Below are 22,612 nucleotides of genomic sequence, written 5' to 3' on the forward strand. Positions count from 1 at the left end.
GGTTATTCGTCCCCGGTGCAGGTGCGTGGCGTCAGGCCTTTTTCCTTGGCGAAGGCTGCGGACTTTTCATCGATCAACGGCCGCAGCAAGGCGCGGTCGGCCGGGATCCAGTCGCTGATCAGCGTCCAGTTCGTGCCGTCCCACTGTTGAACCCGCGCCGAACCGCCGCCCTCATGATCCTTGCAAGACAGCTTGAGGTTCTGCATCAGGCCGAAGTAGCCCATGTCCTTGAGCCGCGCGTCATCGATGTTCAAGTGTTCCAGACCCCAACGCCCTTCTTCGCCGTTGAGCGGCCGCTTGCCGAATTTGCCTTGCGCGGTACGGATCGCTTCCACCATGACAGCGGCGTTTACCAGCCCGGAGTTGTAGTAGACGCTGCCGAAATTCTTCAGGTCCTTGAGGTCGCTTTTGCCCTTGTCGAGGATGGACTGCTTGAGGCGTTTGTGAATCTCGAAGTCGGTGCCGGCCGGGTATGGTGTCAGCGCCAGATAGCCTTTGGCAGCGGCGCCTGCGGGTAGTACGTCCTCGCTGGAACTGGCCCAGATATCACCGACGATGTGGTCCACCGGGAAGCCGAAACGCGCCGCGGTCTTGACCGCCACCGGCGTCGACACCCCCCAGGTACGCAGGAACACCCAGTCCGGGTTGACCTGGCGAATCTGCCGCCATTGCGACGACTGTTCGTTACCCGGATCGGCCACCGGAATCTGGATGTTTTCGAAGCCGTATTTCTCCGCCAGCAACTTCAGCGGGCCGAGGGTTTCCCGGCCGTACGCCGAGTCGTGGTAGACCGTGGCGATTTTCTTGCCCTTGAGTTTGTCGAAGCCACCCTCGCGCTGGGCGATGTAGTTGATCAGGCTCGACGCCTCGCTGTAGAAAGTCAGCATCACCGGAAAGTTGTACGGAAATACCGTGCCGTCAGTGGCTTCGGTGCGACCGTAGCCGAGGGTGATCAGCGGGATCTTGTCGACCTCGGCCCGCTCGCTCAGCGCATACGCCGCCGGTGCACCATTGGGTGAATAGATCGCCACCGGAGCACCGTCCAGGCCTTTCTTGAAGCGCTCGTAGCACTCGATGCCCTTCTCCGCCGTCCACTCGGTTTCGCACTCCTGCCAGACCAGTTTGACGCCGTTGATCCCGCCTTCCACGTCGTTGATGTAGTTCAGGTAATCGAGCATCCCGGCCCATACCTGCACGCCGCTGGAGGCGTAGGCACCGACCCGGTAAGTGGCCAACGGGAAGAACTGCTGGTCCGGCGACGCCTGAACCACTGGCACTGCACTGCCGAAAACCGCCAGCGTCAGGGCGGCGCCGGCCAGGGAACGTTTCAAGGATGCACGCATGTTGTCTCTCTGATAAGTGAAGGAATTCAGAAGCGCAGCGGCCAATGGCTCAGCCGTTCACGAAGGTTGCTCAGCAGGCGGATCAGGCCTTCCGGTTCCTTGATCAGGAACAGGATGATCAGCACGCCGAAGATGATTTTTTGCAGGTTCTGCAGCTGCCCGGCGTCCACCGAACCACCGAACAAGGCTTGCCCGGCGTGGCTGAGCAGGATCGGCAGCAAGCTGATAAACGCCGCGCCGACGAAGTTGCCGGCGATGCTGCCCATGCCGCCGATAATGATGATGAACAGGATCTGGAATGACCGATTGATATCGAAGCTGCTGGCGCTGGCGGTGCCCAGGTAGGCGAAGGCCCACAAGGCGCCGGCGATGCCGAGGTAGAACGAGCTGACGGCGAACGCCAGGTGCTTGTAGCGCACCACCGGAATACCGATGACAGCGGCGGCGGTATCCATGTCGCGGATCGCCATCCAGTTGCGGCCGATCTGGCTTTTCACCAGGTTCACCGCGACCCAGGTCAATAGCAGCACGGTGGTCAGGGTCAGCAAGTAGCGACCCAGTGGCGTGTTCAGGTCATGGCCGAACAACGCCAGTTTCGGTGCGGAAATCGTCCCGGAGGAACCGTAGTTGTAGAACCAGGGGAATTTGACGAACAGCCACTCCAGAAAGAACTGCGCCGCCAGGGTGGTGACCATCAGGTAGAAGCCTTTGATCCGCGAACTCGGTAGGCCAAAAACAAAGCCCACCACCGCGCTGATCAGACCGCCGCCCAGCAATGCCACTGGCAATCCCAACTCAGGCAAACGCAGCAAAAACCCATAAGTAGCAAAGGCGCCGACCGCCATGAACCCGGCCGCGCCGACCGAGGTCTGGCCGGTGTAGCCGGTGAGCAGGTTCAGGCCGAGCCCGGCCAGGGACAGCACCAGAAACGGGATCAGAATCGCGTTCAGCCAATAGTCGTTGCCGGTCAGCGGCACCGCGACGAAGGCGATCAACAGCAGTGCGATCAATCCAGTCGGCACACGACGCTGGATCAATACCGCCGGCGCGGTTTCGCGGGTAAGGGAAATCGACATGAGTTCAGACTCGCTCGATGGCACGCTCGCCGAACAGGCCGGCGGGACGGATGTACAGGAAGGCCAAAGCCAGGACGTAAGCGAACCACGGTGTGATGCCACCGCCGATCAGCGGGCCGATGTAGACCTCGGCAAGGTTCTCCGCCGCGCCGACGATCAGCCCGCCGACAATCGCCCCGCCAATCGAGGTGAAGCCGCCGATGATCAGCACCGGCAAGGCCTTGAGCACCACCAGCGACAGGGAAAACTGCACCCCTTGGCGTGCGCCCCAGAGCAGACCCGCGACCAACCCGACAATGCCGGCCACCGCCCAGACGATCTGCCAGATGCGGTTGAGGTTGATACCGATCGAGAGCGCGGCGGTGGTGTCATCCGCCACGGCGCGCAGGGACACGCCGATCCGCGTCTTGTTGAACAGCAGCGCCAGCACCGTCACCAACACGATGGCGGCAGCGGCGGCGATCAGGTCGAACTGGCTGACCATCATCCCGCCGATAAAAATCGGGACGTCGTCGATGCCCAGGTCCAGCGCCCGCACTTGCGAGCCCATCAAGCCTTGAGCCAGGCCTTCGATGATGAATGACAACCCGAGGGTCGCCATGAACAGGGTGATCTGCGAGCGATTGACCAGTGGCCGCAGTACCAGCCGCTCGATTAGCAGCGCACCGACGATCATCACCACGACGGTCAGCAACAACGCGAGGGCAAACGGCACGCCTTGATCGTGGAGGCTGACGAAGGTCAGCGCGGCGAACAGCAGCATCGCGCCCTGGGCGAAATTGAACACACCGCTGGCTTTGTAGATCAGCACGAAGCCGATGGCGACCAGTGAATACATGGTCCCGGCGAGCAAACCGCCGAGCAGGGTTTCGAAGAAGAACGTCATCAGTGCACCACTCCCAGATATGCCGCGATCACATCGGGATTGGCCTGCACTTCGGCGGGCGTGCCGTCGCCGACCTTGCGCCCGTAATCGAGCACCACGACGTGGTCGGACAGGCCCATGACCACGCTCATGTCGTGCTCGATCAACACCACCGTGGTGCCGAGGTCGCGGTTGATGTCGGCGATGAAGCGGGCCATTTCCTGTTTCTCTTCGGCGTTCATGCCGGCCATGGGTTCGTCGAGCAGCAACAGGCTGGGACCGGCGATCAAGGCGCGGCCCAACTCGACGCGTTTTTGCAGGCCATAGGACAAATTGCCCACCGGCACATCGCGATGGGCTTGCAGCTCCAGGAATTCGAGAATGCCCTGGGCCTGCCGACGAAAATCGGCGGCCTCGCGCTGGGCTCTTGGCAGGCCCAGCGCCTGTTCGATGAAGCTGCTGCGCAGGTGCCGCGACAGACCGGTGAGGATGTTGTCGATCACACTCATCTTCTTGAACAGCGCGTTGTTCTGGAACGTGCGGCCAATGCCCCGGCGTGCGGCGGTCAACGGGTCGATGCGTTTGAACGATTGCTGTTCGAACACGATTGAACCGGCGTCGAAGCGGTAAACGCCGTTCAGCACGTTGAGCAGCGAACTCTTGCCCGCGCCGTTGGGACCGATCAGCGCGCAGATCTCGCCCCGGCGCACGTCGAACGACAGCTCATTGATGGCCTTCACGCCTTTGAACGACAGGGAAATACCGCTGACTTGCAGGATGGAATCGGTCGAGCTCATGCGATATCCCGTTTGAATTCGGCTAGCCAGTTCGGCGCGGGTTGAGCGTTGGCTGTGCGTGTGGCTTGCCAGATGAAATGCAGATTGTGGAACCCCAGCAGTCGGCGGACGCGGTTCTTGATCAGCCGCTGCAGGCCTTTTTCCGGGTGGGTGATGGCCCAGTCGCAGAGGCGCCGACGCCACGTGCCCTGAGGCGCGAGACGGCTTTCGATTTCTGCAGCCAGCACGTGCAAGCGTTCGGCGGATAGCAGCAATCCGGAAGGCGCCACTTCACGACGGTCGCGACTGGCGCTGCCGGGACTTTCCGGGAAGGCCAGGGATTGGCCGCTGGTCAACCATTGTTCAAGCAGCACGGTCAGACCGTTCTGCCATTGAGTGCCCTCTTCACTCCACAGCTGCGGGCCTTGGCCCCAGCGGCTGAGGCGTTGCGGGGGTTCGGCGGGGCCGAGCAGTTCGGCGAAGTTCAGCAATGACTGGCCCTGATTGAGCCAGAGTTGCTGCGTCTGCCGGCCCTGGACGAACGCGTGAGTGGCACGGCTGCGCCACAGGACTTTGTGCAGTGATTCCGGGGCGAGGTTGTCCGGTAGCGTCAGCAATTCACCGCCGACGTGTTGCGCGGCCAAGGCCAGTAGCAGCAGATCCGGCTCAAACGCGCCGCTGACGGCCAGGCGTGAGTCCTCGGTAAACCCCTGCTGACGCAAGCCATCGGCCAGGCGCTCGACATCGCGCAAGGCATCGATCCAGCGCCAGACAAACCACTGGCCGTGGCGCTTGTGCCGCAAGGCCGGCTGCAACGGGCTGACCTGCGCCCAGTGGCGCAATTGCTCCAGCGCCCTGGGCACTTCGACCCGCCACTCGGCGGTGTCCGCGGTTGGCGGACGCTTGAGTTCGTGCACGCTCATGGGTTGACCTCCTGTTCATGGGCAAAAGCGTGCGGTGGTCCGCTGGGCTGAAATCTGGAAAACACCGCCGAACTACTGTGGGAGCGAGCCTGCTCGCGATGGCGGTCGGTCAGACGACATCAATATTGAATGTGCCGGCCTCATCGCGAGCAGGCTCGCTCCCACAGGGATAGGTGTGGTGTTCGAGCCTTTACGCCGACACCACTTTCTTTTCCTGCTGATGCAACGCCCCCAGGTCCCGATAACCCGCTCCCGGATGAATCTCCGGCAACCGCGGCCCGTCCCCGAACAACTTCTCGCGCAAGGTCCCCGGCGCGTATTCGGTCTTGTACACCCCGCGCTTCTGCAACTCCGGCACCAGCAGTTCCACGGCGTCAATGAACGTTTCATGAGTCAGCGCATACGCCAGGTTGAAGCCGTCCACGTCGGTCTCCTCGACCCACTCCTGAAGCAGGTCGGCGACGGTTTCGGGACTGCCGACAAACAACGGTCCAAACCCACCGATACCCACCCAATCGGCCAGTTCATTAGGTGTCCAGACCTTGTTCGGGTCCGCCGTGGAAAACGCTTCCACCGCCGATTGAATCGCATTGGTGTGCACGTGCTTGAGCGGTTCATCGGGTTTGAACTGACTGAAATCGATCCCCGTCCAGCCCGAGATCAGCGCCATGGCACCTTCGTAACTGACCCAGGTTTTGTATTCCTCGAACTTGGCCTTGGCCTTGGCATCGGTCTCGCCGAGGATCACGGTTTGCAGGTTGAAGATCAGGATCTTCGACGGATCGCGTCCGGCCTCGGCGGCGCGACGACGGATGTCGGCAACGGTTTTCTTCAGCAGCACTTTCGACGGGGCAGCGACGAATACGCACTCGGCATGTTCGGCGGCGAACTGCTTGCCGCGACTCGATGCGCCCGCCTGGAACAGCACCGGTGTGCGTTGCGGCGAAGGTTCGCAAAGGTGAATACCCGGCACCTGGAAGTGTTTGCCGACGTGCTGGATCTCGTGGATTTTGCTCGGGTCGCTGAAGATGCGGCGCTCGCGATCGCGCAGGATCGCGCCCTCTTCCCAGCTGCCTTCCCAGAGTTTGTAGCAAACCTCCAGGTATTCTTCGGCGAAGTCGTAACGGGCGTCGTGTTCGGTCTGGGCTTTCTGGCCGAGGTTCTTCGCGCCGCTTTCCAGATACGACGTGACGATGTTCCAGCCGGCACGGCCCTTGGTCAGGTGGTCGAGGGTCGACAGGCGTCGGGCGAACGGATACGGATGCTCGAACGACAGCGACGCGGTCAGGCCGAAACCCAGATGCTCGGTGACCAGTGCCATCGGCGGAATCAGTTGCAGCGGATCGTTGACCGGCACCTGCGCCGCCTGACGGATCGCCGCATCACCGTTGCCGTTATAGACGTCGTAGATGCCCAGTACGTCGGCAATGAACAAGCCGTCGAACTTGCCGCGCTCGAGGATTTTCACCAGATCGGTCCAGTATTCGAGGTCCTTGTACTGCCAGGAGCGATCCCGCGGGTGCGCCCACAAACCCGGCGACTGGTGGCCGACACAGTTCATGTCAAAAGCGTTGAGACGAATTTCGCGGGCCATCAAACGGCACTCCGAAAGCTGGGTGGATGAATGCCGTTGAGGCGGAAGTTACCGATGAGGTGGAGTTTCCAATGCAGCGGGTCGTGCACTGATCCGGGCAACACAGTGCGTTGGCCAGTGAGTTCGAATTCAGCGTTGCTGACGGCGTTCAGCGCGTCTGCACTGGCCAGATGCGACTCGGCGATGGCGACGCTGATTTCGGTGTCGTCATCAACACTGTTCAGCAAACCTTCGGCGCGTTCCAGCAGCGCAGCGGCGACTTCGACGCGGATCTGCAAATCGCCGAATCGGCTGATGACATAAGGATCAGCCGTGGGCTGAGCCTGCTGACGGACGAAGCGCAGCGTCGCCTCGAGCAGGCTGCGTGCGTTGTGCAAGTCATGCTGACTTTTGGCCAGGGGTGGCCCGGCAACGATGGGTTGGGTCAAGGCGTTCATGGTGGGCTCCTCAGTTCCAGGCGTGGCGCGCGGGCTTCACGCCGTTGAGCAGGTAGTTGCCGATCAGGTGGTATTTCCAGCGCGCCGGATCGTGCAGCGTGTGAGTGCGGGCGTTGCGCCAGTGGCGGTCGAGGTTGTACTTACCGAGCACCGAGCGGGTGCCGGCCAGTTCGAAGAGTTTGCTGCTGGCGAGCAAGGCGATCTCGGCGGACAGGACTTTCGCCTGGGCGACCACCACCGAGGCGTTCGCCACGGTGTCTTCATTGGGGTTGAGCAACGCGACGTCGATGGCCTGGCCGGCCTTTTTGAGAATCGCTTCGGTACCGTGGACCCGCCATTCAAGGTCGCCAATCGCAGCGATGCTGAACGGGTCCTGCCAGCCGTGATCCTGCTGGCTGTCGATCCACGGCCGGGCTTCGCGGGCGTAGCGTTTGGTTTCTTCCAGGGCACCGACGGCGATGCCAGTGTCCACGGCGGCCTGGATGATTTGCGAGATCGGTCCGTCGGCGGTGGGTTCGTCGAAAGCTTTGTGGGCCGGGATCACCGCGCTGAGCGGCACCTTCACCGCATTCAGGGTCACCCCGCCGCTGGCGGTGGTGCGCTGGCCGAATCCGTCCCAGCTGTCGATCACGGTCAACCCCGGATTGTCACGCTCGATGAAGGCGATGAACGCCTGGTTCTGTTCGTTGACCGCCACCGCCGGCACGATGTGCGCGAACAAGGCGCCGGTGCAATAGAACTTCTCACCGTCGATCTGCGCGGTGTCTTGATTGAAACGGATGCGGGTTTCGAAAGCGCCGGCGTTTTTGCTCTTGGATTCGGAGAAAGCATTGCCGAAGCGATAACCCTGCAGGACTTTGCCGAAGTAGTCGCGTTTCTGTTCCTCGGTGCCGACTTGCAGCAGGATGTCGAGCACACCGAGGTGGTTTTGCGGGATCTGGCCGAGGGACGAATCGGCGGCGGAGATGATCTTGATCACTTCAGCGACAGTCACGTAGGACACGCCGGCGCCGCCGTATTCCTTGGGAACGGTGATGCCCCAGAGGCCACTGGCGGAGAACTCGTCGAGCTCGGCGACCGGCAGGCGTCGCTCGCGATCCCGCACGCTGGCTTCGATGGCAAAGCGTGCGGCGAGCTTGTGAGCGACGGCAATCGCCTCGGCGTCCGAGCGGATCACATGGGCGGTGCGAGGGGGTTGGGCAGAGGCTGTCATGGGCCGACTCCGGGATTCTGGTGAATGCACCAGAGCTTTTGCAGGAGTCGTGCCTGAAATTAAATCATTTAAATTTCAATGATTTAGCCAATTACTCGAGAATGGCTTGTAGTTTTAAAACAGCAAAGTGTCTATCCGCTGTTGACTGGCAAACAGTTAGATCACCACGTTACGCACGAACCGCGCGGCCACCGGGCCATCGTTGCGATAGGCATGGGGCTGGTTGCTGGCAAACATATAGAACTCGCCGGCGGCAACCTCGTGTGGCGTGTCGCCGAGCATCAAGGTCAGGCAGCCTTCGAACACGTAGATTTGTTCACTCCAGCCATCGGCATCCGGTTGCGACGGGTAAATTTCTCCCGGTTGCAGGCACCATTCCCATTGCTCTACTTCGCGGGTGGCGGTGGCTTTGGACAGCAAAACGGCTTTGCTGCCGGCAATCGTACCGGCCCAGGCCACTTCGTTGATGCGGCTCGGGTCGCGGGCGTCCGGGGCCTGGATCAGGTCGCTGAACGCCACGTCCAGCGCTTCGGCCACGCGGTCGAGGGTGGTCAGGCTGACGTTCTTTTCACCGGCCTCGATGGCCACCAGCATCCGGCGGCTGACCCCGGACTTTTCCGCCAGCGCGGTCTGGCTCATGTCGGCGGCATGACGCAAGCGTCGAACGTTCTGACTGACGTGCTGGAGGACCGAAGCCCGTTGCGTGGAATCTTTGTGCACTATATTGCTCACTTGGTGGGGTTGGGCAGTATACTGCGCAACATTCGGCGCATTGTGCGTCCCCTTCAGGTAGCGCGCAAGGTCATGACGTCGATGAACGCTTCACAGGCTTCTTCCCATAAGTTCAGCAAAGCCGAGTGCGTGCTGGTGCTGATCACCATGGTCTGGGGCGGCACCTTTTTGCTGGTGCAGCATGCGATGACCGTCAGCGGCCCGATGTTCTTCGTCGGCCTGCGCTTTGCCGCGGCGGCGATCATTGTCGCCCTGTTCTCCTGGCGGCACCTGCGGGAACTGACCCTGTTCGAACTCAAGGCCGGGGCCTTCATCGGCGTGGCGATCATGCTCGGCTATGGCTTGCAGACCGTGGGTTTGCAGAGCATTCCCAGCAGTCAGTCGGCGTTCATCACTGCGTTGTACGTGCCCTTTGTGCCGTTGCTGCAATGGCTGGTGCTGGGACGCCGTCCGGGGTTGATGCCGAGCATCGGCATCATGCTGGCGTTTACCGGGTTGATGTTGCTGTCCGGACCTGCGGGCGCTTCTTTCAATTTCAGTCCCGGTGAAATCGCCACGCTGATCAGCGCCGTGGCGATTGCGGCGGAGATCATTTTGATCAGCACTTATGCCGGCCAGGTCGATGTGCGTCGGGTGACAGTGGTGCAATTGGCGGTGACTTCGGCGCTGTCGTTCCTGATGGTGGTGCCGACTCAGGAAGCCATTCCGGACTTTTCATGGTTGCTGTTGTGCAGCGCGCTGGGGTTGGGCGCGGCGAGTGCAGCGATCCAGGTGGCGATGAACTGGGCGCAGAAGAGCGTTTCGCCGACCCGGGCGACGTTGATTTATGCGGGTGAGCCGGTGTGGGCCGGGATCGTCGGGCGGATTGCCGGGGAGCGGTTGCCGGCGATTGCGCTGGTGGGGGCGGGGTTGATTGTGGCGGCGGTGATTGTGAGTGAGTTGAAGACCAAAGGCAAAAATCGCGAATCAGCAGAGGATACGTTGGCGAACGAGGCCGTCGACTCAAACAAGTGACCGTCCCGCCGGATGCTCGGGATGACGGCCAGGGCGCAAAACCTGCGGGAGCGAGCCTGCTCGCGATTGCTGTAGATCAGCCGAAATCGATGTTAAATGTAATGATGCCATCGCGAGCAGTCCCGCTCCCACAAGGATTGCGGTGTTCAGATCTTTAACTGACTGGCATCGCAGGGGTTGTTGGCAGACTCGGAACAGACCTACAAGCAGCACAGCTATTTCGGGCTTTTCGCCGGTTAACTGCCCTGCCCTCACTCCCTATCCTCGCGCCTGTCACGACTCATTCGTGATCGGGTTTGACGGCTCGGCTGTATCTCTCAAGACGTAGAGTTCCTTAACTTTGTGCGCGTACCTATTCGTCCGCGGCAAAGTCATATGGTGACTGTGCGTGGGGCATCTTCGGGTGCGCCGGGTGCTTGAGACCGGTCCGTCAACCTGCGCACAGTTGCCACCCATTCGTTTGACGGCGAACAGGTGGTAGCCCTAACTGTCTCAAGAGTTAAATCCATGACCAACGCAACCACAAAATCCACCCCCTTCGCCCGCTGCGATCACGTCGACCACCACCTCTTCGCCGTTCAACCCGACATCCCGCTACTCGACGCCCTTGAACACGCCGCGGTCTATCTCAGCTGTGCCGAAGCCCTCGCCCATCAAGCCCCCACCGCCACCCGCCCGGAACACAAAGCGTCGTTACGCTGGGCCAGCCAGCAAATGTTGGGTACTGCGCGCTCACTGGTGCAAGCCTCAATCGACGGCATTCACGTGGCTCAAGCGGAAGGTGACGCATGAACCCGCACATGCCGATGACCAACAACGACTGCGACATCCCGGTATTTTTGGTCGCGACTCAGGCGCCGCTGGATGTGTTGCACAGCAACGCGGCCACCCGCTTTCTGGCCATGACGCAGATGATGGAAAGCCTGGCCAGTCTTGATATCACTCAAGCCAAGGGGGCCGATGTGCAGCAATTGGCGCATGCGGCGGCGATGTTGCTGCGTGATGGTTGTGATGTGATGAATGTGCTGGGACGGCAGATTCGGGCGCAGGTTTGAAGGTAGTCGTCTGATCGCCGAATTTTATGTTCGTCGTCAAAGCCTCGGGAATTAAACAGCAAGATCAAAAGATCGCAGCCTTCGGCAGCTCCTACAGGAGTACGCATTCCCCTGTAGGAGCTGCCGAAGGCTGCGATCTTTTCGGGACGCTCATATCACCCTTGAAACAATGTGAATCAGGAATTTTCCATCTACCTTGTAGGATTCTGCGACAGCTTGGCGTTTGGCGATCCGGGGACTGGCACGTATGATGCTTCACAAACTTCCGCAGATTAGAAGCCTATGTCCCTGATAGTTCTACTGCTTCTGCCTTTCATTGGCAGCTGTCTGGCAGCCTTGCTGCCGCACAACGCGCGTAACACTGAATCTTTGTTGGCTGGCCTGGTTGCCTTGATCGGCACCATTCAGGTCGCTCTCCTGTACCCGCAAATCGCCGATGGCGGCGTAATCCGCGAAGAGTTTTTCTGGCTACCGAGCCTGGGCCTGAACTTCGTCCTGCGCATGGACGGTTTCGCCTGGCTGTTCTCGATGCTGGTGCTGGGCATCGGCACGCTGGTCTCTTTATACGCCCGCTACTACATGTCGCCGGACGATCCGGTGCCGCGGTTCTTCGCGTTTTTCCTGGCGTTCATGGGCGCGATGCTCGGGTTGGTGATCTCCGGCAACCTGATCCAGATCGTGTTTTTCTGGGAGCTGACCAGCCTCTTCTCGTTCCTGTTGATCGGCTACTGGCACCACCGCGCCGATGCGCGACGCGGTGCTTATATGGCGCTGATGGTCACCGGTGCGGGCGGTTTGTGTCTGCTGGCGGGGGTCATGCTGCTTGGCCATGTGGTCGGCAGCTATGACCTGGACAAGGTCCTGGCCGCCGGCGATCTGATTCGCGCACATGCCCTCTACCCTATTCTGTTGCCCCTGATCCTGATCGGCGCGCTGAGCAAAAGTGCGCAGTTCCCCTTCCACTTCTGGCTGCCCCACGCGATGGCGGCGCCGACACCGGTCTCGGCCTATCTGCACTCGGCGACCATGGTCAAGGCTGGCGTTTTTCTTCTGGCACGGCTGTGGCCATCGTTGTCCGGCAGTGAAGAATGGTTCTACATCGTCAGCGGGGCCGGCGCGTGCACCTTGTTGCTCGGCGCGTACTGCGCGATGTTCCAGAACGATCTCAAGGGCTTGCTGGCCTACTCGACCATCAGCCATTTGGGCCTGATCACCCTGCTGCTGGGCCTGAACAGTCCGCTGGCCGCCGTGGCCGCGGTGTTCCACATTCTCAACCATGCGACGTTCAAGGCCTCGCTGTTCATGGCCGCCGGGATCATCGACCACGAAAGCGGCACCCGGGACATTCGCAAGCTCAGCGGCCTGATCAAACTGATTCCGTTCACCGCCACCCTGGCCATGGTCGCCAGCGCCTCGATGGCGGGCGTGCCGCTGCTCAACGGCTTCCTCTCGAAAGAGATGTTCTTCGCCGAAACCGTGTTCATCAACGCGACGGCATGGGTCGAGATGACCCTGCCGATCGTCGCGACCATCGCCGGCACGTTCAGCGTCGCCTACTCCCTGCGTTTCACGGTCGACGTGTTCTTCGGCCCCACCGCCACCGACCTGCCGCACACCCCACACGAACCGCCACGCTGGATGCGAGCGCCGGTGGAGTTGCTGGTGTTCGCTTGCCTGATCGTGGGGATTTTCCCGGCGCAAGTCGTCGGCTCGTTACTAGCTGCTGCCGCTTTGCCGGTTGTGGGCGGCACGCTGCCGGAATACAGCCTGGCGATCTGGCACGGCTGGAACGCGCCGATGATCATGAGCCTGATCGCCATGTCCGGCGGTATCGTGCTCTACCTGTTGCTGCGCAATCAGCTCAAGCGCGGACGTTTCAAATACCCGCCGATCATCGGTTTGTTCAACGGCAAGCGTCTGTTCGAGCGCAGCCTGGTGATCATGATGCGCCTGGCCCGTCGCCTGGAGCGGCGGATCAGCACCAAACGCCTGCAAACCCAATTGTTCCTGATGGTGCTCGCCGCCGTGCTCGCCGGGTTGATTCCGATGCTCCACAGCAGCCTGAGCTGGGGCGACCGGCCGAAGATTCCGGGCTCGATCGTGTTCGTGACCCTCTGGCTGCTGGCGATTGCCTGTGCCCTCGGCGCGGCGTGGCAGGCCAAGTATCACCGACTTGCGGCCCTGACCATGGTCAGCGTCTGCGGCCTGATGACCTGCGTGACCTTCGTCTGGTTCTCGGCGCCGGACCTGGCGCTGACGCAACTGGTGGTCGAAGTGGTGACCACGGTGCTGATCCTGCTGGGCCTGCGCTGGCTGCCGCGACGGATCGAAGAGGTCTCGCCGCTGCCGAGCAGTCTGCGCAAGGCACGCATCCGCCGTATCCGCGACTTGTTGCTGTCGACCGTGGTCGGCGGCGGCATGGCGCTGCTGTCCTACGCGATGCTGACGCGCCAGACGCCCAACGACATTTCCTCGTTCTACCTCAGCCGCGCCTTGCCCGAGGGCGGCGGCAGCAACGTGGTCAACGTGATGCTGGTGGACTTCCGTGGCTTCGACACCCTCGGTGAAATCACCGTGTTGGTGGCGGTGGCCCTGACCGTGTTTGCCCTGCTGCGACGCTTCCGCCCGCCGAAAGAAAGCTTGCAACTGCCCGCGCAACAGCGTTTGCTGGCGCCCGACGTGGTCACCGACCTGGTCAACCCGCGTTCGGCCAGCGACACCGCGCTCGGTTTCATGATGGTGCCGGCGGTGCTGGTGCGCCTGCTGCTGCCGATTGCGTTCGTGGTGTCGATCTACCTGTTCATGCGCGGCCACAATCAGCCGGGCGGCGGGTTTGTCGCGGGGCTGGTGATGTCGGTGGCGTTCATCCTGCAATACATGGTGGCCGGCACGCAGTGGGTCGAGGCGCAAATGAGCCTGCGACCGCTGCGCTGGATGGGTACCGGCCTACTGTTTGCCACGGTCACCGGACTTGGGGCGATGGTGGTCGGTTATCCGTTCCTGACCACCCACACCTGGCATTTCGAACTGCCGGTGTTCGGTGACATTCACATCGCCAGCGCGCTGTTCTTCGACATCGGCGTATATGCCGTGGTGGTCGGCTCGACCCTGCTGATCCTCACCGCCCTCGCCCACCAATCGGTACGCGGTCACAAGACCGCTGCCCTGCCCAGATCCGTCGCCACGCAAGGAGCCGTCTGATGGAAGAAGTCATCGCAATCGCCATCGGCGTGCTCGCCGCGTCCGGCGTGTGGCTGGTGCTGCGGCCACGGACGTTCCAGGTGGTCATGGGCCTGTGCCTGCTGTCCTATGGCGTCAATCTGTTCATCTTCAGCATGGGCAGCCTGTTTATCGGCAAGGAGCCGATCATCAAGGACGGCGTGCCCCAGGACCTGCTGCATTACACCGATCCGCTGCCGCAAGCGCTGGTGCTGACCGCCATCGTGATCAGCTTCGCCATGACCGCGCTGTTTCTGGTGGTGCTGCTGGCCTCCCGGGGCCTGACCGGGACCGACCATGTCGATGGCCGGGAGCCTAAAGAATGAATCTGATGCCGCACCTGATCGCCGCACCGATTCTACTGCCGCTGCTGACCGCCGCCGTGATGCTGATGCTGGGTGAGAAACACCGGCCGCTGAAGGCCAAGATCAATCTGCTTTCCAGTCTGGTGGGACTGGGCATTGCCGTGCTGTTGCTGCAATGGACCCAGGAAACCGGCGTGCCCGGCTCCATCGGCGTGTACCTGCCCGGTAACTGGCAAGTGCCGTTCGGAATCGTGCTGGTGGTCGATCGCCTGTCGGCGCTGATGCTGGTACTGACCGGGATCATCGGCGTCAGCGCCCTGCTGTTCGCCATGGCCCGTTGGGATGGCGCCGGTTCGAGCTTCCACGCGCTGTTCCAGATCCAGATGATGGGCCTGTATGGCGCGTTCCTGACGGCGGACCTGTTCAACCTGTTCGTGTTTTTTGAAGTGCTGCTAGCGGCGTCTTACGGCCTGATGCTCCACGGTTCGGGTCGGGCGCGGGTGTCGTCGGGGCTGCATTACATCTCGATCAACCTGCTGGCCTCGTCGCTGTTCCTGATCGGCGCGGCGCTGATCTACGGCGTCACCGGCACCCTGAACATGGCAGACCTGGCGCTGAAAATCCCGCTGGTGCCGGAAGCCGATCGCGGTCTGTTGCATGCCGGCGCGGCGATTCTGGCCGTGGCGTTCCTGGCCAAGGCCGGGATGTGGCCCCTGAACTTCTGGCTGGTGCCGGCCTATTCCGCGGCCAGCGCGCCGGTGGCGGCGATGTTCGCGATCATGACCAAGGTCGGCGTCTACACCTTGCTGCGCCTGTGGACCTTGCTGTTCTCCGGTCAGGCCGGTGCCTCGGCGTATTTTGGCGGCGACTGGCTGATCTACGGCGGCATGGCGACCATCGTCTGCGCGGCGGTGGCGATCCTCGCCGCACAACGCCTGGAACGCATGGCCAGCCTGAGCATTCTGGTATCGGCGGGGATCCTGCTGTCGGCCATCGGTTTCGCCCAGCCGAACCTGATCGGCGCGGCGCTGTTCTATCTGGTCAGTTCGACCCTGGCGTTGAGTGCGCTGTTCCTGCTGGCCGAGTTGATCGAGCGTTCGCGTTCGGCCAATGAAATGCCGCTGTTTGACGACGGCGACCTGCTTCCTCGACCGATGGAATCCCTGCAACCGCCCAAAGGCATCAACCTCGATGACGAGCAGAAAGCCGTGGTCGGCCAGGTGATTCCCTGGACCATGGCCTTCCTCGGTTTGAGTTTTATCGCCTGCTCGCTGCTGATCATCGGCATGCCACCGCTCTCGGGCTTCATCGGCAAGCTCGGCCTGCTCAGTGCCCTGCTCAATCCGCTGGGCCTGGGCAATGGCAGTGATGAGCCGGTATCGAACGCGGCGTGGGGCTTGCTGGCGTTGCTGATCCTTTCCGGGCTGGCGTCGCTGATCGCCTTCTCGCGTCTGGGCATTCAGCGCTTCTGGACCCCCGAGGAGCGGCCGTCGCCGTTGCTGCGCCGTTTCGAATGCGTGCCGATCATCGCCCTGCTGGGCTTGAGCATTGCGCTGACGTTCAAGGCTGAACCGCTGCTGCGCTACACCCAGGCCGCCGCCAATGCCTTGAACAACCCGCAGCAATACGTGATGGCAGTGCTTGGCACCCGGGCGATTCCCAGTCCGGAGGCCAAAGCGGCAGTGGCGGAGGTGCAACCATGAAGCGTCTGTTTCCTGCGCCGTGGCTGTCGCTGGCACTGTGGTTGTTGTCGCTGGTACTGAACCTGTCGATGAGTCCCGGCAATCTGTTGTTGGGCGCTGTACTGGGGTTTTGCGCGCCGCTGATGATGCGCAAGTTGCGGCCGCTGCCGATCCGCATTCGTCGTCCCGGCGTGATCCTGCGTTTGTTCTTCCTGGTCGGTCGCGACGTGGTGGTGTCCAACCTCGCCGTGGCCTGGGGCGTGCTCAATGCCGGTCGTCGTCCGCCACGCTCGCGATTCATCAAGGTGCCGCTGGACCTGCGCGACGCCAACGGCCTGGCCGCGCTGTCAATGATCTGCACGGTGGTGCCCGGTACGGTCTGGTCGGAACTGGCGCTGGATCGCAGCATCCTGTTGCTGCACGTTTTCGATCTGGATGATGAAGCGCTGTTTATCGAGCACTTCAAGGCGACCTACGAGCGCCCCTTGATGGAGATCTTCGAATGAGCGCATTGCTGTCGAACACAATCCTGCTGAGCCTGTTCATTTTTTCGGTGGCGATGATTCTGACCCTGATCCGCCTGTTCAAAGGGCCGTCGGCCCAAGACCGGGTCCTGGCGCTGGATTACCTGTACATCGTCGCCATGCTGATGATGCTGACGCTGGGCATTCGCTATTCCAGTGACACGTACTTCGAGGCGGCGCTGCTGATTGCGCTGTTCGGCTTCGTCGGCTCGTTTGCCCTGGCGAAATTCCTGCTGCGCGGCGAGGTGATCGAATGAGCGCTGAACCGTCTTTGTGGGTTGAAATACCGGTGGCGATCCTGCTGGTGCTCAGCAGCCTGTTTGCGCTGATCGGCGCCATCGGCCTGGTGCGGATGAAAGATTACTTTCAACGCATGCACCCGCCGGCCCTGGCGTCGACGCTGGGCGCGTGGTGCGTGGCATTGGCTTCGATCATTTACTTTTCGGCACTCAAGTCCGGGCCGGTGTTGCATGCCTGGCTGATTCCGATTCTGCTGGCGATCACGGTGCCGGTGACGACATTGCTGCTGGCGCGGGCGGCGTTGTTCCGCAAGCGCATGGCGGGGGATGATGTGCCGGCTGAGGTGAGTAGTCGGCGCACTGAGAGCGGGAGTTAGACGCCAAAAGATCGCAGCCTCGTTTCACTCGACAGCTCCTACATGGGTTTTGCATTTCCCTGTAGGAGCTGTCGAGTGAAACGAGGCTGCGATCTTTTGATCTTGCCGTGCTCTCAGATCCAGGCGACTGCCAACAACCCCGCCCCCAACACCACACACAACGGCGAGTAAGCCCAAGTATCCAGCCGGGCAAACCGCGAATCCTTCACCTGCTTGAAAAACCCCACCAGATTCGAATCGCCGATCGCCCGGGCGAACATCAGCATCGCGATGGCACTGATCACCCATTGCAGCGACCAGTGATGCACCGTGGGCAAATACAGGCCGACCCGCAGGCACACCAGCATGGCGATCAGCAACAACCCGACCGCCACCAGTACCGTGGCAAACCGTGAAGGCTTGAAGGCCGGCCTTGATTCCCCGCCGCCCTCCCCGGGCATTCGTGGGACCGCCGCCTCGCTACCCAACTTGCCACCCGCCGCCCAATACAGGTGGATCAGACTGATCAACAGAAAGATGGCAGCCATCCATTGCGCGATCATCAGGCTCATATTCAGACATCCAGCGTGAAATGTCGCAGCAGGATGAACTTCCTTGAACGTTTTTGTAAGGGTATTCGTGATGGGCGGTGGTAAAGTGCCGCTCCATGAAACTTGCCCGAACCGATCGCTCACTCATTGCCTGGATGCTCTATTGCTGCGTCCTGTTCAATGTGTTCGCCTGCAGCATCGGTCACGGGCAAATGGTCGGGATGCAACTCAACGGCATCGGCGGCCAGTTCTGTACGGTCGACCCGGCCACCCAGGTGCCGGCTTCCTCAAACACCTCCGAAGACCAACTGCCGACCCTGTCCAAGGCCTTCGGCTGCCCGTTGTGCTCCACCGGCGGCATGGGCCCGGCGCTCAACTCCAGCCTGACCCTGGCGATCCTGCCGGAGCAGCACAGCCCGCCACTGGCCGTCATCGCCAACGCTGACCTCCCCGCCCGCTTCACCTGGCCATCGGCCAATCCTCGCGCCCCACCGCTCGCCTGAGTTTTTTTGCCTTTTCCGATCAGCCCACTTCGCCAACGCGTGGCGTTTGCCTGTGCGCTGTTTCCTAGCCAAGAATTCAGGATTCATCGATGAAAACCATTCCTTTGCTGGCCAGCCTGTTCGGCTGCCTGTCCGTTAACGCCTGGGCGCAATCCACGGTCGATCTCGCGCCGATCACCATTGATGGCGAACAAGGCGCCGATCCGGGCCTGAGCCTTGATCAATCCAGCGGCATGGCCTCGCGCCTGGGCTTGAGCGTGCGGGAAACCCCGGCGTCGGTGGCGATCGCCAACCGCAACGATATTGAACGCCACGGCGCGCAGAACTTTCAGGACGCCGCCAACACCTTGCCCGGGGTGAATGCCAGCGCACCACCGGGCTTCGGCGGATTCATCTCCTACCGTGGTTTCACCAACAGTCAGATCACCCAGATGTTCAATGGCATCAACGTCTCCAGCGGGCTCGCGCGGCCGGTGGATGCGTGGATTTATGATCGGGTCGAACTGGTGGGCGGACCGTCATCGCTGATCAATGGTGCCGGCTCCGTGGGCGGTTCGCTGAACTACGTGACCAAACTGGCGACCCGTGAAGAACAAGCCGTCGAAGGCCGGGTCAGCTACGGCACTTACGACACCACCGAAACCGCCTTCGGCCTCAACCACGCCCTGAGCGAGGCCGGCGCGGACGTGCAGCACTACGCGCGCCTGGACGTCAGCCACAACACCGGCAACGGCTACATCGACCGTCAGGAACGCAATGCGTGGAGTGTGGCGTTCTCCTTGCTCAGTGACCTGACGCCGAACCTGTCCCACACCCTGGCCCTGGAATATCAGGATGAACACGAGGACAGTCCTTACTGGGGCACACCGGTACTCAACCCGAAGGCCGGCGAGTTAAGGATCGACAAGCACAACCGCTTCAACAACTACAACGTCGAGGATGGCCGCTACGAGCAGCGCACGATCTGGGTTCGCTCGATCATCGACTACCGGATCAATGACAGCACCACCCTGCGAAACACCCTCTACCACCTCGACAGTCAGCGCGATTACCGCAACCTGGAAACCTACCAGTACAACGCCGACAACAGCGCGGTGAATCGCTCCACGGCGTATCAGGTCCGGCATCAGGGTGAACAGAACGGCAACCAGTTCGAACTGCGCCACGACAACACCTTGTTCGGTCTGGACACCACCTGGGCCGGCGGCTTCGAGTACAAGGTCAACCAGACCACCAACTCGCCGCTGAATGTCAAAGGCGCCAGCACCGTCGACCCGAACAATTTCCAGCCGGGGCATTTCTATGACATCCCCGGCACCAAACCGGGGTTTGTCAGCGACAAGACCAACGAGGTCACCACCAAGGCCCTGTTCGCCGAGAACCGCTTGGCGCTGACCGACAAGCTGGCGTTGCTGACCGGCTTGCGTTACGACGACATCGACCTGGACGTGACCAATCACCGGGAGGTGACCACCAGCAATCCCCGGCATTTGAAACGCAGCTGGGAGCCGCTGACCGGTCGGGTCGGCCTGACCTACCAGTTCATTCCCTCCGCCAATGTCTACGTGCAATACAGCACCGCCGCCGAGCAGCCCAATGGCACTCAGGACTTCGACGTGTCCACTGGCAAACAATGGGAAGTCGGCAGCAAGTTCGATTATCTGGACGGTCGCGGTTCGGCGACAGTGGCGGCGTACACCATTGAGCGCAAGGACTTCGCGGTGACCGATCCGCTGGACCCGACCCGCAGCATTCCAGTGGGTCAGCAGACGTCCAAAGGCATTGAGTTGGCCAGCTCTTTCAGGATCACCGACAAGTGGCTGGCCGAGGGCAACTTCGCCTGGGTCGACGCCCGGTACGACGAGTTCACCGAGAAGAATGCTGCGGGGGTGACGGTTTCACGCAAAGGCAATACACCGACCAACGTGCCGGACCGGGTTGGCAATCTGTGGCTGACCTATGACCTGGCGCCGCAATGGCAGGCAGGCGTCGATGCGCGGTACGTGGCTTCGGTGTTTGCCGACAGCGCCAATACCATGACCGTGCCGTCGTACACGCTTTACGGCACGTTTCTCAGTTACAAGGTCGATCAGCACACCACCGTCACGGGCCGGGTGCGCAACCTGACCAACGAGGTGTATGCCAAGTTTGCCCATGTGTCGCCGGCGTATTACCTCGGTACACCGCGGACTTTTGAATTGGCGGTGCAGACCCGGTTTTAGTCCTCGATCTACCGGATGTACCGATTCCTGTAGGAGCTGGCGAAGCCTGCGATCTTTTGATCTTGTCGTTAAAAACAAAATCAAAAGATCGCAGGCTTCGCCAGCTCCTACGGGTTATCGGTTTATTTCAACTCGGCAGCCACCTTATCCGCCACATCCTTAGGCACCCACGCCTGCCACACCTCCGGGTGCGCCTTCATGAACGCCTCCGCCGCCTGACGTGGCGGGGTGTGTTTTTCGCTCATTCCAGCCAGCGCCTTGTTCAACGGCTCGATCGGAAAGTCGACCTTGCTGAAGAACTCGGCAATTTGCGGATACTGCTTCTGGAAGGGCGTGGACACGCCGATGGACAGCTTTGAGGCCAGGGAGCGCGTCGGTTTCGGATTCGGGTTATCGGCGTCGGTCAGGGTTTTCCAGGCTTCGGCGTCGAACGGCGGCTCTTCCAGCTGAATCAGCTTGAAGCGACCCAGCAATGGCGTAGGCGACCAGTAATAGAACAGGACCGGCTTGCCGCGACGAATCGACGAACTGATCTCCGCGTCCAGCGCCGCCCCGGAGCCGCTGCGGAAATTCACATAACTGTCGTCCAGGCCATAGGCCTTGAGCTTCTGCTTGTTGACCACTTCCGACGTCCAGCCGATCGGGCTGTTGAGGAAACGTCCCTTGCCCGGGGTTTCCGGATCGCTGAACACGTCCTTGTACTTCGGCAGGTCGCTGATACTGCGCAAGCCCGGCGCCAGCGGCTTGATGCCCTTGGCCGGGTCGCCCTTGATCACATACTCCGGCACCCACCAGCCTTCGGTGGCGCCCTTCACCGTATCGCCCAGGCTCACGACTTTGCCTTCGGCCTCAGCCTTGACCCAGACCGGACTGCGCCCGGCCCATTCTTCGCCGATGACCTGAATGTCATTGTTGGCCAGTGCGGTCTCCAGGGTAATGGTCGTCCCCGGCAAAGTATCGGTCGGCAGCCCGTAGCCCTTCTCGACAATGATCCGCAGGATGTCGGTGATCAGGCTGCCGCTTTCCCAGTTCAGGTCGGCGAAGTGGATCGGGGCCTGGGCCGCGAACACCGGGACGGGAGAAGCCAGCAAACCGAACGTGGCCAGGGCAGCGGCCAGCAACCGTCGAAATCCGTTCATGCTTTTGCACCTCGTGCTGTTCACAGCAATAGCGGGATGGCCTGACAGAAGACCGCAAGCCTCAAAATACTCAGTCAACTGACTGTAGTAGAGGTTCCTGCTTTCGAGGGATGTCGATCAGTTTTCGGAAGGTTCCTGCAAGCGCGCCAGCTCTCTTCGTACCATGCTGGCGTACTCCGCCGGACGCAACAGGTAGATCTGTGACGCCACCCAACCCAGCCATGCACCGTGTAAAACAGCCTTCTGGTCGAACAGCCGCCGGGCCTCGACTTGCGCGTTGGCGTGGTTCTGTTCGTGAAAATCGGCGCGGGTCAGGGGCATTACTCGCTGGCCTTGAAGGTCACCAGTTCACCCTTGCGCCACTTGGCGGCCTTGGCCGTCACGGCTTTCAGGGTTTTGGTCAGGCCTTCCTGCAACTGTTGGTGGGCAGCGAACACCATCACCACGCTATGACCTTCCTTGAACACGATCCCGTGGCCGTCGGCGGTGGTCACGAATGCGTAATCACCCAACCCGTAAACCGTCAGCTTGATTTCGCGGAACTTGATGTCCAGCTTGCCGCCTTCGCGACTGGGCAATACAGAAGCGCTGAAATGGTCGCCGACCTTGAGTTTGAGTCCTGGCTTGTCGTCCACCACCAGCGCTGATTCGGTGTCGAGTTCGGCAATGTAAATGCCTTCAGCGTTCTGTTCGGTGATGTAAACGAAACGTGACTGAAACTGTTTAACCAGCTTTGCGCGCAAATCACCCAGCACGAACAAAGCATGCATATCGAGATTACTTACTGCCAAGGAAACATCCCCACATCTGAAATGGTGCTGCACACAGGAAAGCGGCGCACAGC

The 22,612-nt window shown here is 61.3% G+C and carries 24 protein-coding genes; 11 read left to right on the top strand and 13 right to left on the bottom strand.

What is annotated here, in order from left to right; all coding sequences use genetic code 11:
• Positions 1–2: 2 nt before the first annotated feature.
• The 9 genes from ACYZUD_RS11090 to ACYZUD_RS11130 form a co-directional block, all read right to left on the bottom strand.
• Positions 3–1,343 (bottom strand): ABC transporter substrate-binding protein, encoded by a 1,341-nt coding sequence (locus tag ACYZUD_RS11090; RefSeq protein WP_462024036.1) that lies wholly within the window; start codon positions 1,341–1,343, stop codon positions 3–5.
• Between the two features lie 26 nt (positions 1,344–1,369).
• Positions 1,370–2,419 carry a branched-chain amino acid ABC transporter permease gene (locus tag ACYZUD_RS11095; protein WP_462024037.1) on the bottom strand — a complete coding sequence of 350 codons (1,050 nt, stop codon included), beginning with the start codon at positions 2,417–2,419 and terminating at the stop codon, positions 1,370–1,372.
• A gap of 4 nt (positions 2,420–2,423) precedes the next feature.
• Positions 2,424–3,305, bottom strand: a complete 882-nt coding sequence (locus tag ACYZUD_RS11100) for a branched-chain amino acid ABC transporter permease (RefSeq protein WP_462024038.1) — start codon at positions 3,303–3,305, stop codon at positions 2,424–2,426.
• Positions 3,305–4,081 (bottom strand): ABC transporter ATP-binding protein, encoded by a 777-nt coding sequence (locus ACYZUD_RS11105; RefSeq protein WP_462024039.1) that lies wholly within the window; start codon positions 4,079–4,081, stop codon positions 3,305–3,307. The genes ACYZUD_RS11100 and ACYZUD_RS11105 overlap by 1 nt, the downstream gene beginning before the upstream one ends.
• On the bottom strand, positions 4,078–4,983 hold the full coding sequence (locus ACYZUD_RS11110; protein ID WP_462024040.1) for an AMP-binding protein: 906 nt from the start codon (positions 4,981–4,983) through the stop codon (positions 4,078–4,080). Before ACYZUD_RS11110 ends, ACYZUD_RS11105 begins: the two co-directional genes overlap by 4 nt.
• A 190-nt stretch (positions 4,984–5,173) precedes the next feature.
• Entirely contained in the window at positions 5,174–6,577 is a 1,404-nt protein-coding gene (locus tag ACYZUD_RS11115) for an LLM class flavin-dependent oxidoreductase (protein ID WP_462024041.1), read from the bottom strand.
• Positions 6,577–7,014, bottom strand: coding sequence for an acyl-CoA dehydrogenase (locus ACYZUD_RS11120; protein WP_462024042.1), 438 nt, complete (start codon positions 7,012–7,014; stop codon positions 6,577–6,579). The genes ACYZUD_RS11115 and ACYZUD_RS11120 overlap by 1 nt, the downstream gene beginning before the upstream one ends.
• A 10-nt stretch (positions 7,015–7,024) precedes the next feature.
• Positions 7,025–8,227 carry an SfnB family sulfur acquisition oxidoreductase gene (locus tag ACYZUD_RS11125; protein WP_462024043.1) on the bottom strand — a complete coding sequence of 401 codons (1,203 nt, stop codon included), beginning with the start codon at positions 8,225–8,227 and terminating at the stop codon, positions 7,025–7,027.
• 156 nt (positions 8,228–8,383) lie between these two features.
• On the bottom strand, positions 8,384–8,947 hold the full coding sequence (locus ACYZUD_RS11130) for a helix-turn-helix domain-containing protein (protein ID WP_462024044.1): 564 nt from the start codon (positions 8,945–8,947) through the stop codon (positions 8,384–8,386).
• Here ACYZUD_RS11130 and ACYZUD_RS11135 point away from each other — a divergent pair.
• From ACYZUD_RS11135 to ACYZUD_RS11175, 9 genes are all read left to right on the top strand, one after another.
• Complete coding sequence (locus tag ACYZUD_RS11135; protein WP_462024045.1) at positions 8,942–9,973, top strand: DMT family transporter; 1,032 nt, start codon at positions 8,942–8,944, stop codon at positions 9,971–9,973. The two genes, ACYZUD_RS11130 and ACYZUD_RS11135, sit on opposite strands and share 6 nt — an antisense overlap.
• A gap of 507 nt (positions 9,974–10,480) precedes the next feature.
• Positions 10,481–10,765: a DUF3077 domain-containing protein gene (locus ACYZUD_RS11140; RefSeq protein WP_462024046.1), complete on the top strand. Its 285-nt coding sequence runs from the start codon at positions 10,481–10,483 to the stop codon at positions 10,763–10,765.
• Positions 10,762–11,028 carry a short-chain dehydrogenase gene (locus ACYZUD_RS11145; RefSeq protein ID WP_462024047.1) on the top strand — a complete coding sequence of 89 codons (267 nt, stop codon included), beginning with the start codon at positions 10,762–10,764 and terminating at the stop codon, positions 11,026–11,028. Before ACYZUD_RS11140 ends, ACYZUD_RS11145 begins: the two co-directional genes overlap by 4 nt.
• A gap of 282 nt (positions 11,029–11,310) precedes the next feature.
• The gene (locus tag ACYZUD_RS11150) at positions 11,311–14,229 is read left to right on the top strand and encodes a monovalent cation/H+ antiporter subunit A (RefSeq protein ID WP_462024048.1); all 2,919 of its coding nucleotides are present in this window, start codon (positions 11,311–11,313) and stop codon (positions 14,227–14,229) included.
• Complete coding sequence (locus ACYZUD_RS11155) at positions 14,229–14,573, top strand: Na+/H+ antiporter subunit C (protein WP_003202835.1); 345 nt, start codon at positions 14,229–14,231, stop codon at positions 14,571–14,573. Before ACYZUD_RS11150 ends, ACYZUD_RS11155 begins: the two co-directional genes overlap by 1 nt.
• Entirely contained in the window at positions 14,570–16,255 is a 1,686-nt protein-coding gene (locus ACYZUD_RS11160; protein WP_462024049.1) for a monovalent cation/H+ antiporter subunit D, read from the top strand. Before ACYZUD_RS11155 ends, ACYZUD_RS11160 begins: the two co-directional genes overlap by 4 nt.
• Positions 16,252–16,740, top strand: a complete 489-nt coding sequence (locus tag ACYZUD_RS11165) for a Na+/H+ antiporter subunit E (RefSeq protein ID WP_462024050.1) — start codon at positions 16,252–16,254, stop codon at positions 16,738–16,740. Before ACYZUD_RS11160 ends, ACYZUD_RS11165 begins: the two co-directional genes overlap by 4 nt.
• Positions 16,737–17,015, top strand: a complete 279-nt coding sequence (locus tag ACYZUD_RS11170) for a K+/H+ antiporter subunit F (RefSeq protein ID WP_462024051.1) — start codon at positions 16,737–16,739, stop codon at positions 17,013–17,015. The genes ACYZUD_RS11165 and ACYZUD_RS11170 overlap by 4 nt, the downstream gene beginning before the upstream one ends.
• Positions 17,012–17,374: a Na+/H+ antiporter subunit G gene (locus ACYZUD_RS11175; RefSeq protein ID WP_462024052.1), complete on the top strand. Its 363-nt coding sequence runs from the start codon at positions 17,012–17,014 to the stop codon at positions 17,372–17,374. Before ACYZUD_RS11170 ends, ACYZUD_RS11175 begins: the two co-directional genes overlap by 4 nt.
• Before the next feature lie 113 nt (positions 17,375–17,487).
• Here the strand turns inward: ACYZUD_RS11175 and ACYZUD_RS11180 are convergent, their stop codons facing one another.
• Positions 17,488–17,925 carry a DUF3995 domain-containing protein gene (locus ACYZUD_RS11180; RefSeq protein WP_462024053.1) on the bottom strand — a complete coding sequence of 146 codons (438 nt, stop codon included), beginning with the start codon at positions 17,923–17,925 and terminating at the stop codon, positions 17,488–17,490.
• Positions 17,926–18,020: 95 nt separating this feature from the next.
• On the opposite strand from ACYZUD_RS11180, the gene ACYZUD_RS11185 reads away from it, so the two are divergent.
• Together ACYZUD_RS11185 and ACYZUD_RS11190 are read left to right on the top strand one after the other, a co-directional pair.
• Positions 18,021–18,407, top strand: a complete 387-nt coding sequence (locus ACYZUD_RS11185) for a DUF2946 domain-containing protein (protein ID WP_462024054.1) — start codon at positions 18,021–18,023, stop codon at positions 18,405–18,407.
• An 89-nt stretch (positions 18,408–18,496) separates the two neighbouring features.
• Complete coding sequence (locus ACYZUD_RS11190) at positions 18,497–20,629, top strand: TonB-dependent receptor (protein ID WP_462024055.1); 2,133 nt, start codon at positions 18,497–18,499, stop codon at positions 20,627–20,629.
• Between the two features lie 122 nt (positions 20,630–20,751).
• Here the strand turns inward: ACYZUD_RS11190 and ACYZUD_RS11195 are convergent, their stop codons facing one another.
• The 3 genes from ACYZUD_RS11195 to ACYZUD_RS11205 all read right to left on the bottom strand — a co-directional run bounded on the left by ACYZUD_RS11195 (position 20,752) and on the right by ACYZUD_RS11205 (position 22,559).
• Positions 20,752–21,768 (bottom strand): ABC transporter substrate-binding protein, encoded by a 1,017-nt coding sequence (locus tag ACYZUD_RS11195; RefSeq protein WP_462024056.1) that lies wholly within the window; start codon positions 21,766–21,768, stop codon positions 20,752–20,754.
• Between the two features lie 117 nt (positions 21,769–21,885).
• The gene (locus ACYZUD_RS11200) at positions 21,886–22,089 is read right to left on the bottom strand and encodes a hypothetical protein (RefSeq protein ID WP_462024057.1); all 204 of its coding nucleotides are present in this window, start codon (positions 22,087–22,089) and stop codon (positions 21,886–21,888) included.
• Positions 22,089–22,559: a hypothetical protein gene (locus ACYZUD_RS11205; protein WP_007907879.1), complete on the bottom strand. Its 471-nt coding sequence runs from the start codon at positions 22,557–22,559 to the stop codon at positions 22,089–22,091. The genes ACYZUD_RS11200 and ACYZUD_RS11205 overlap by 1 nt, the downstream gene beginning before the upstream one ends.
• Positions 22,560–22,612: the final 53 nt, after the last annotated feature.

This window comes from Pseudomonas sp. XS1P51, assembly GCF_054897845.1.

What these genes read in the sequence shown, in the direction of transcription:
- ACYZUD_RS11120 (WP_462024042.1), bottom strand. Translation starts at nt 7,014, where the DNA reads ATGAACGCCTTGACCCAACCCATCGTTGCCGGGCCACCCCTGGCCAAA.
- ACYZUD_RS11100 (WP_462024038.1), bottom strand. Translation starts at nt 3,305, where the DNA reads ATGACGTTCTTCTTCGAAACCCTGCTCGGCGGTTTGCTCGCCGGGACC.
- ACYZUD_RS11165 (WP_462024050.1), top strand. Translation starts at nt 16,252, where the DNA reads ATGAAGCGTCTGTTTCCTGCGCCGTGGCTGTCGCTGGCACTGTGGTTG.
- ACYZUD_RS11170 (WP_462024051.1), top strand. Translation starts at nt 16,737, where the DNA reads ATGAGCGCATTGCTGTCGAACACAATCCTGCTGAGCCTGTTCATTTTT.
- ACYZUD_RS11105 (WP_462024039.1), bottom strand. Translation starts at nt 4,081, where the DNA reads ATGAGCTCGACCGATTCCATCCTGCAAGTCAGCGGTATTTCCCTGTCG.
- ACYZUD_RS11145 (WP_462024047.1), top strand. Translation starts at nt 10,762, where the DNA reads ATGAACCCGCACATGCCGATGACCAACAACGACTGCGACATCCCGGTA.
- ACYZUD_RS11095 (WP_462024037.1), bottom strand. Translation starts at nt 2,419, where the DNA reads ATGTCGATTTCCCTTACCCGCGAAACCGCGCCGGCGGTATTGATCCAG.
- ACYZUD_RS11160 (WP_462024049.1), top strand. Translation starts at nt 14,570, where the DNA reads ATGAATCTGATGCCGCACCTGATCGCCGCACCGATTCTACTGCCGCTG.
- ACYZUD_RS11200 (WP_462024057.1), bottom strand. Translation starts at nt 22,089, where the DNA reads ATGCCCCTGACCCGCGCCGATTTTCACGAACAGAACCACGCCAACGCG.
- ACYZUD_RS11140 (WP_462024046.1), top strand. Translation starts at nt 10,481, where the DNA reads ATGACCAACGCAACCACAAAATCCACCCCCTTCGCCCGCTGCGATCAC.
- ACYZUD_RS11155 (WP_003202835.1), top strand. Translation starts at nt 14,229, where the DNA reads ATGGAAGAAGTCATCGCAATCGCCATCGGCGTGCTCGCCGCGTCCGGC.
- ACYZUD_RS11150 (WP_462024048.1), top strand. Translation starts at nt 11,311, where the DNA reads ATGTCCCTGATAGTTCTACTGCTTCTGCCTTTCATTGGCAGCTGTCTG.
- ACYZUD_RS11110 (WP_462024040.1), bottom strand. Translation starts at nt 4,983, where the DNA reads ATGAGCGTGCACGAACTCAAGCGTCCGCCAACCGCGGACACCGCCGAG.
- ACYZUD_RS11125 (WP_462024043.1), bottom strand. Translation starts at nt 8,227, where the DNA reads ATGACAGCCTCTGCCCAACCCCCTCGCACCGCCCATGTGATCCGCTCG.
- ACYZUD_RS11090 (WP_462024036.1), bottom strand. Translation starts at nt 1,343, where the DNA reads ATGCGTGCATCCTTGAAACGTTCCCTGGCCGGCGCCGCCCTGACGCTG.
- ACYZUD_RS11175 (WP_462024052.1), top strand. Translation starts at nt 17,012, where the DNA reads ATGAGCGCTGAACCGTCTTTGTGGGTTGAAATACCGGTGGCGATCCTG.
- ACYZUD_RS11180 (WP_462024053.1), bottom strand. Translation starts at nt 17,925, where the DNA reads ATGAGCCTGATGATCGCGCAATGGATGGCTGCCATCTTTCTGTTGATC.
- ACYZUD_RS11115 (WP_462024041.1), bottom strand. Translation starts at nt 6,577, where the DNA reads ATGGCCCGCGAAATTCGTCTCAACGCTTTTGACATGAACTGTGTCGGC.
- ACYZUD_RS11185 (WP_462024054.1), top strand. Translation starts at nt 18,021, where the DNA reads ATGAAACTTGCCCGAACCGATCGCTCACTCATTGCCTGGATGCTCTAT.
- ACYZUD_RS11195 (WP_462024056.1), bottom strand. Translation starts at nt 21,768, where the DNA reads ATGAACGGATTTCGACGGTTGCTGGCCGCTGCCCTGGCCACGTTCGGT.
- ACYZUD_RS11190 (WP_462024055.1), top strand. Translation starts at nt 18,497, where the DNA reads ATGAAAACCATTCCTTTGCTGGCCAGCCTGTTCGGCTGCCTGTCCGTT.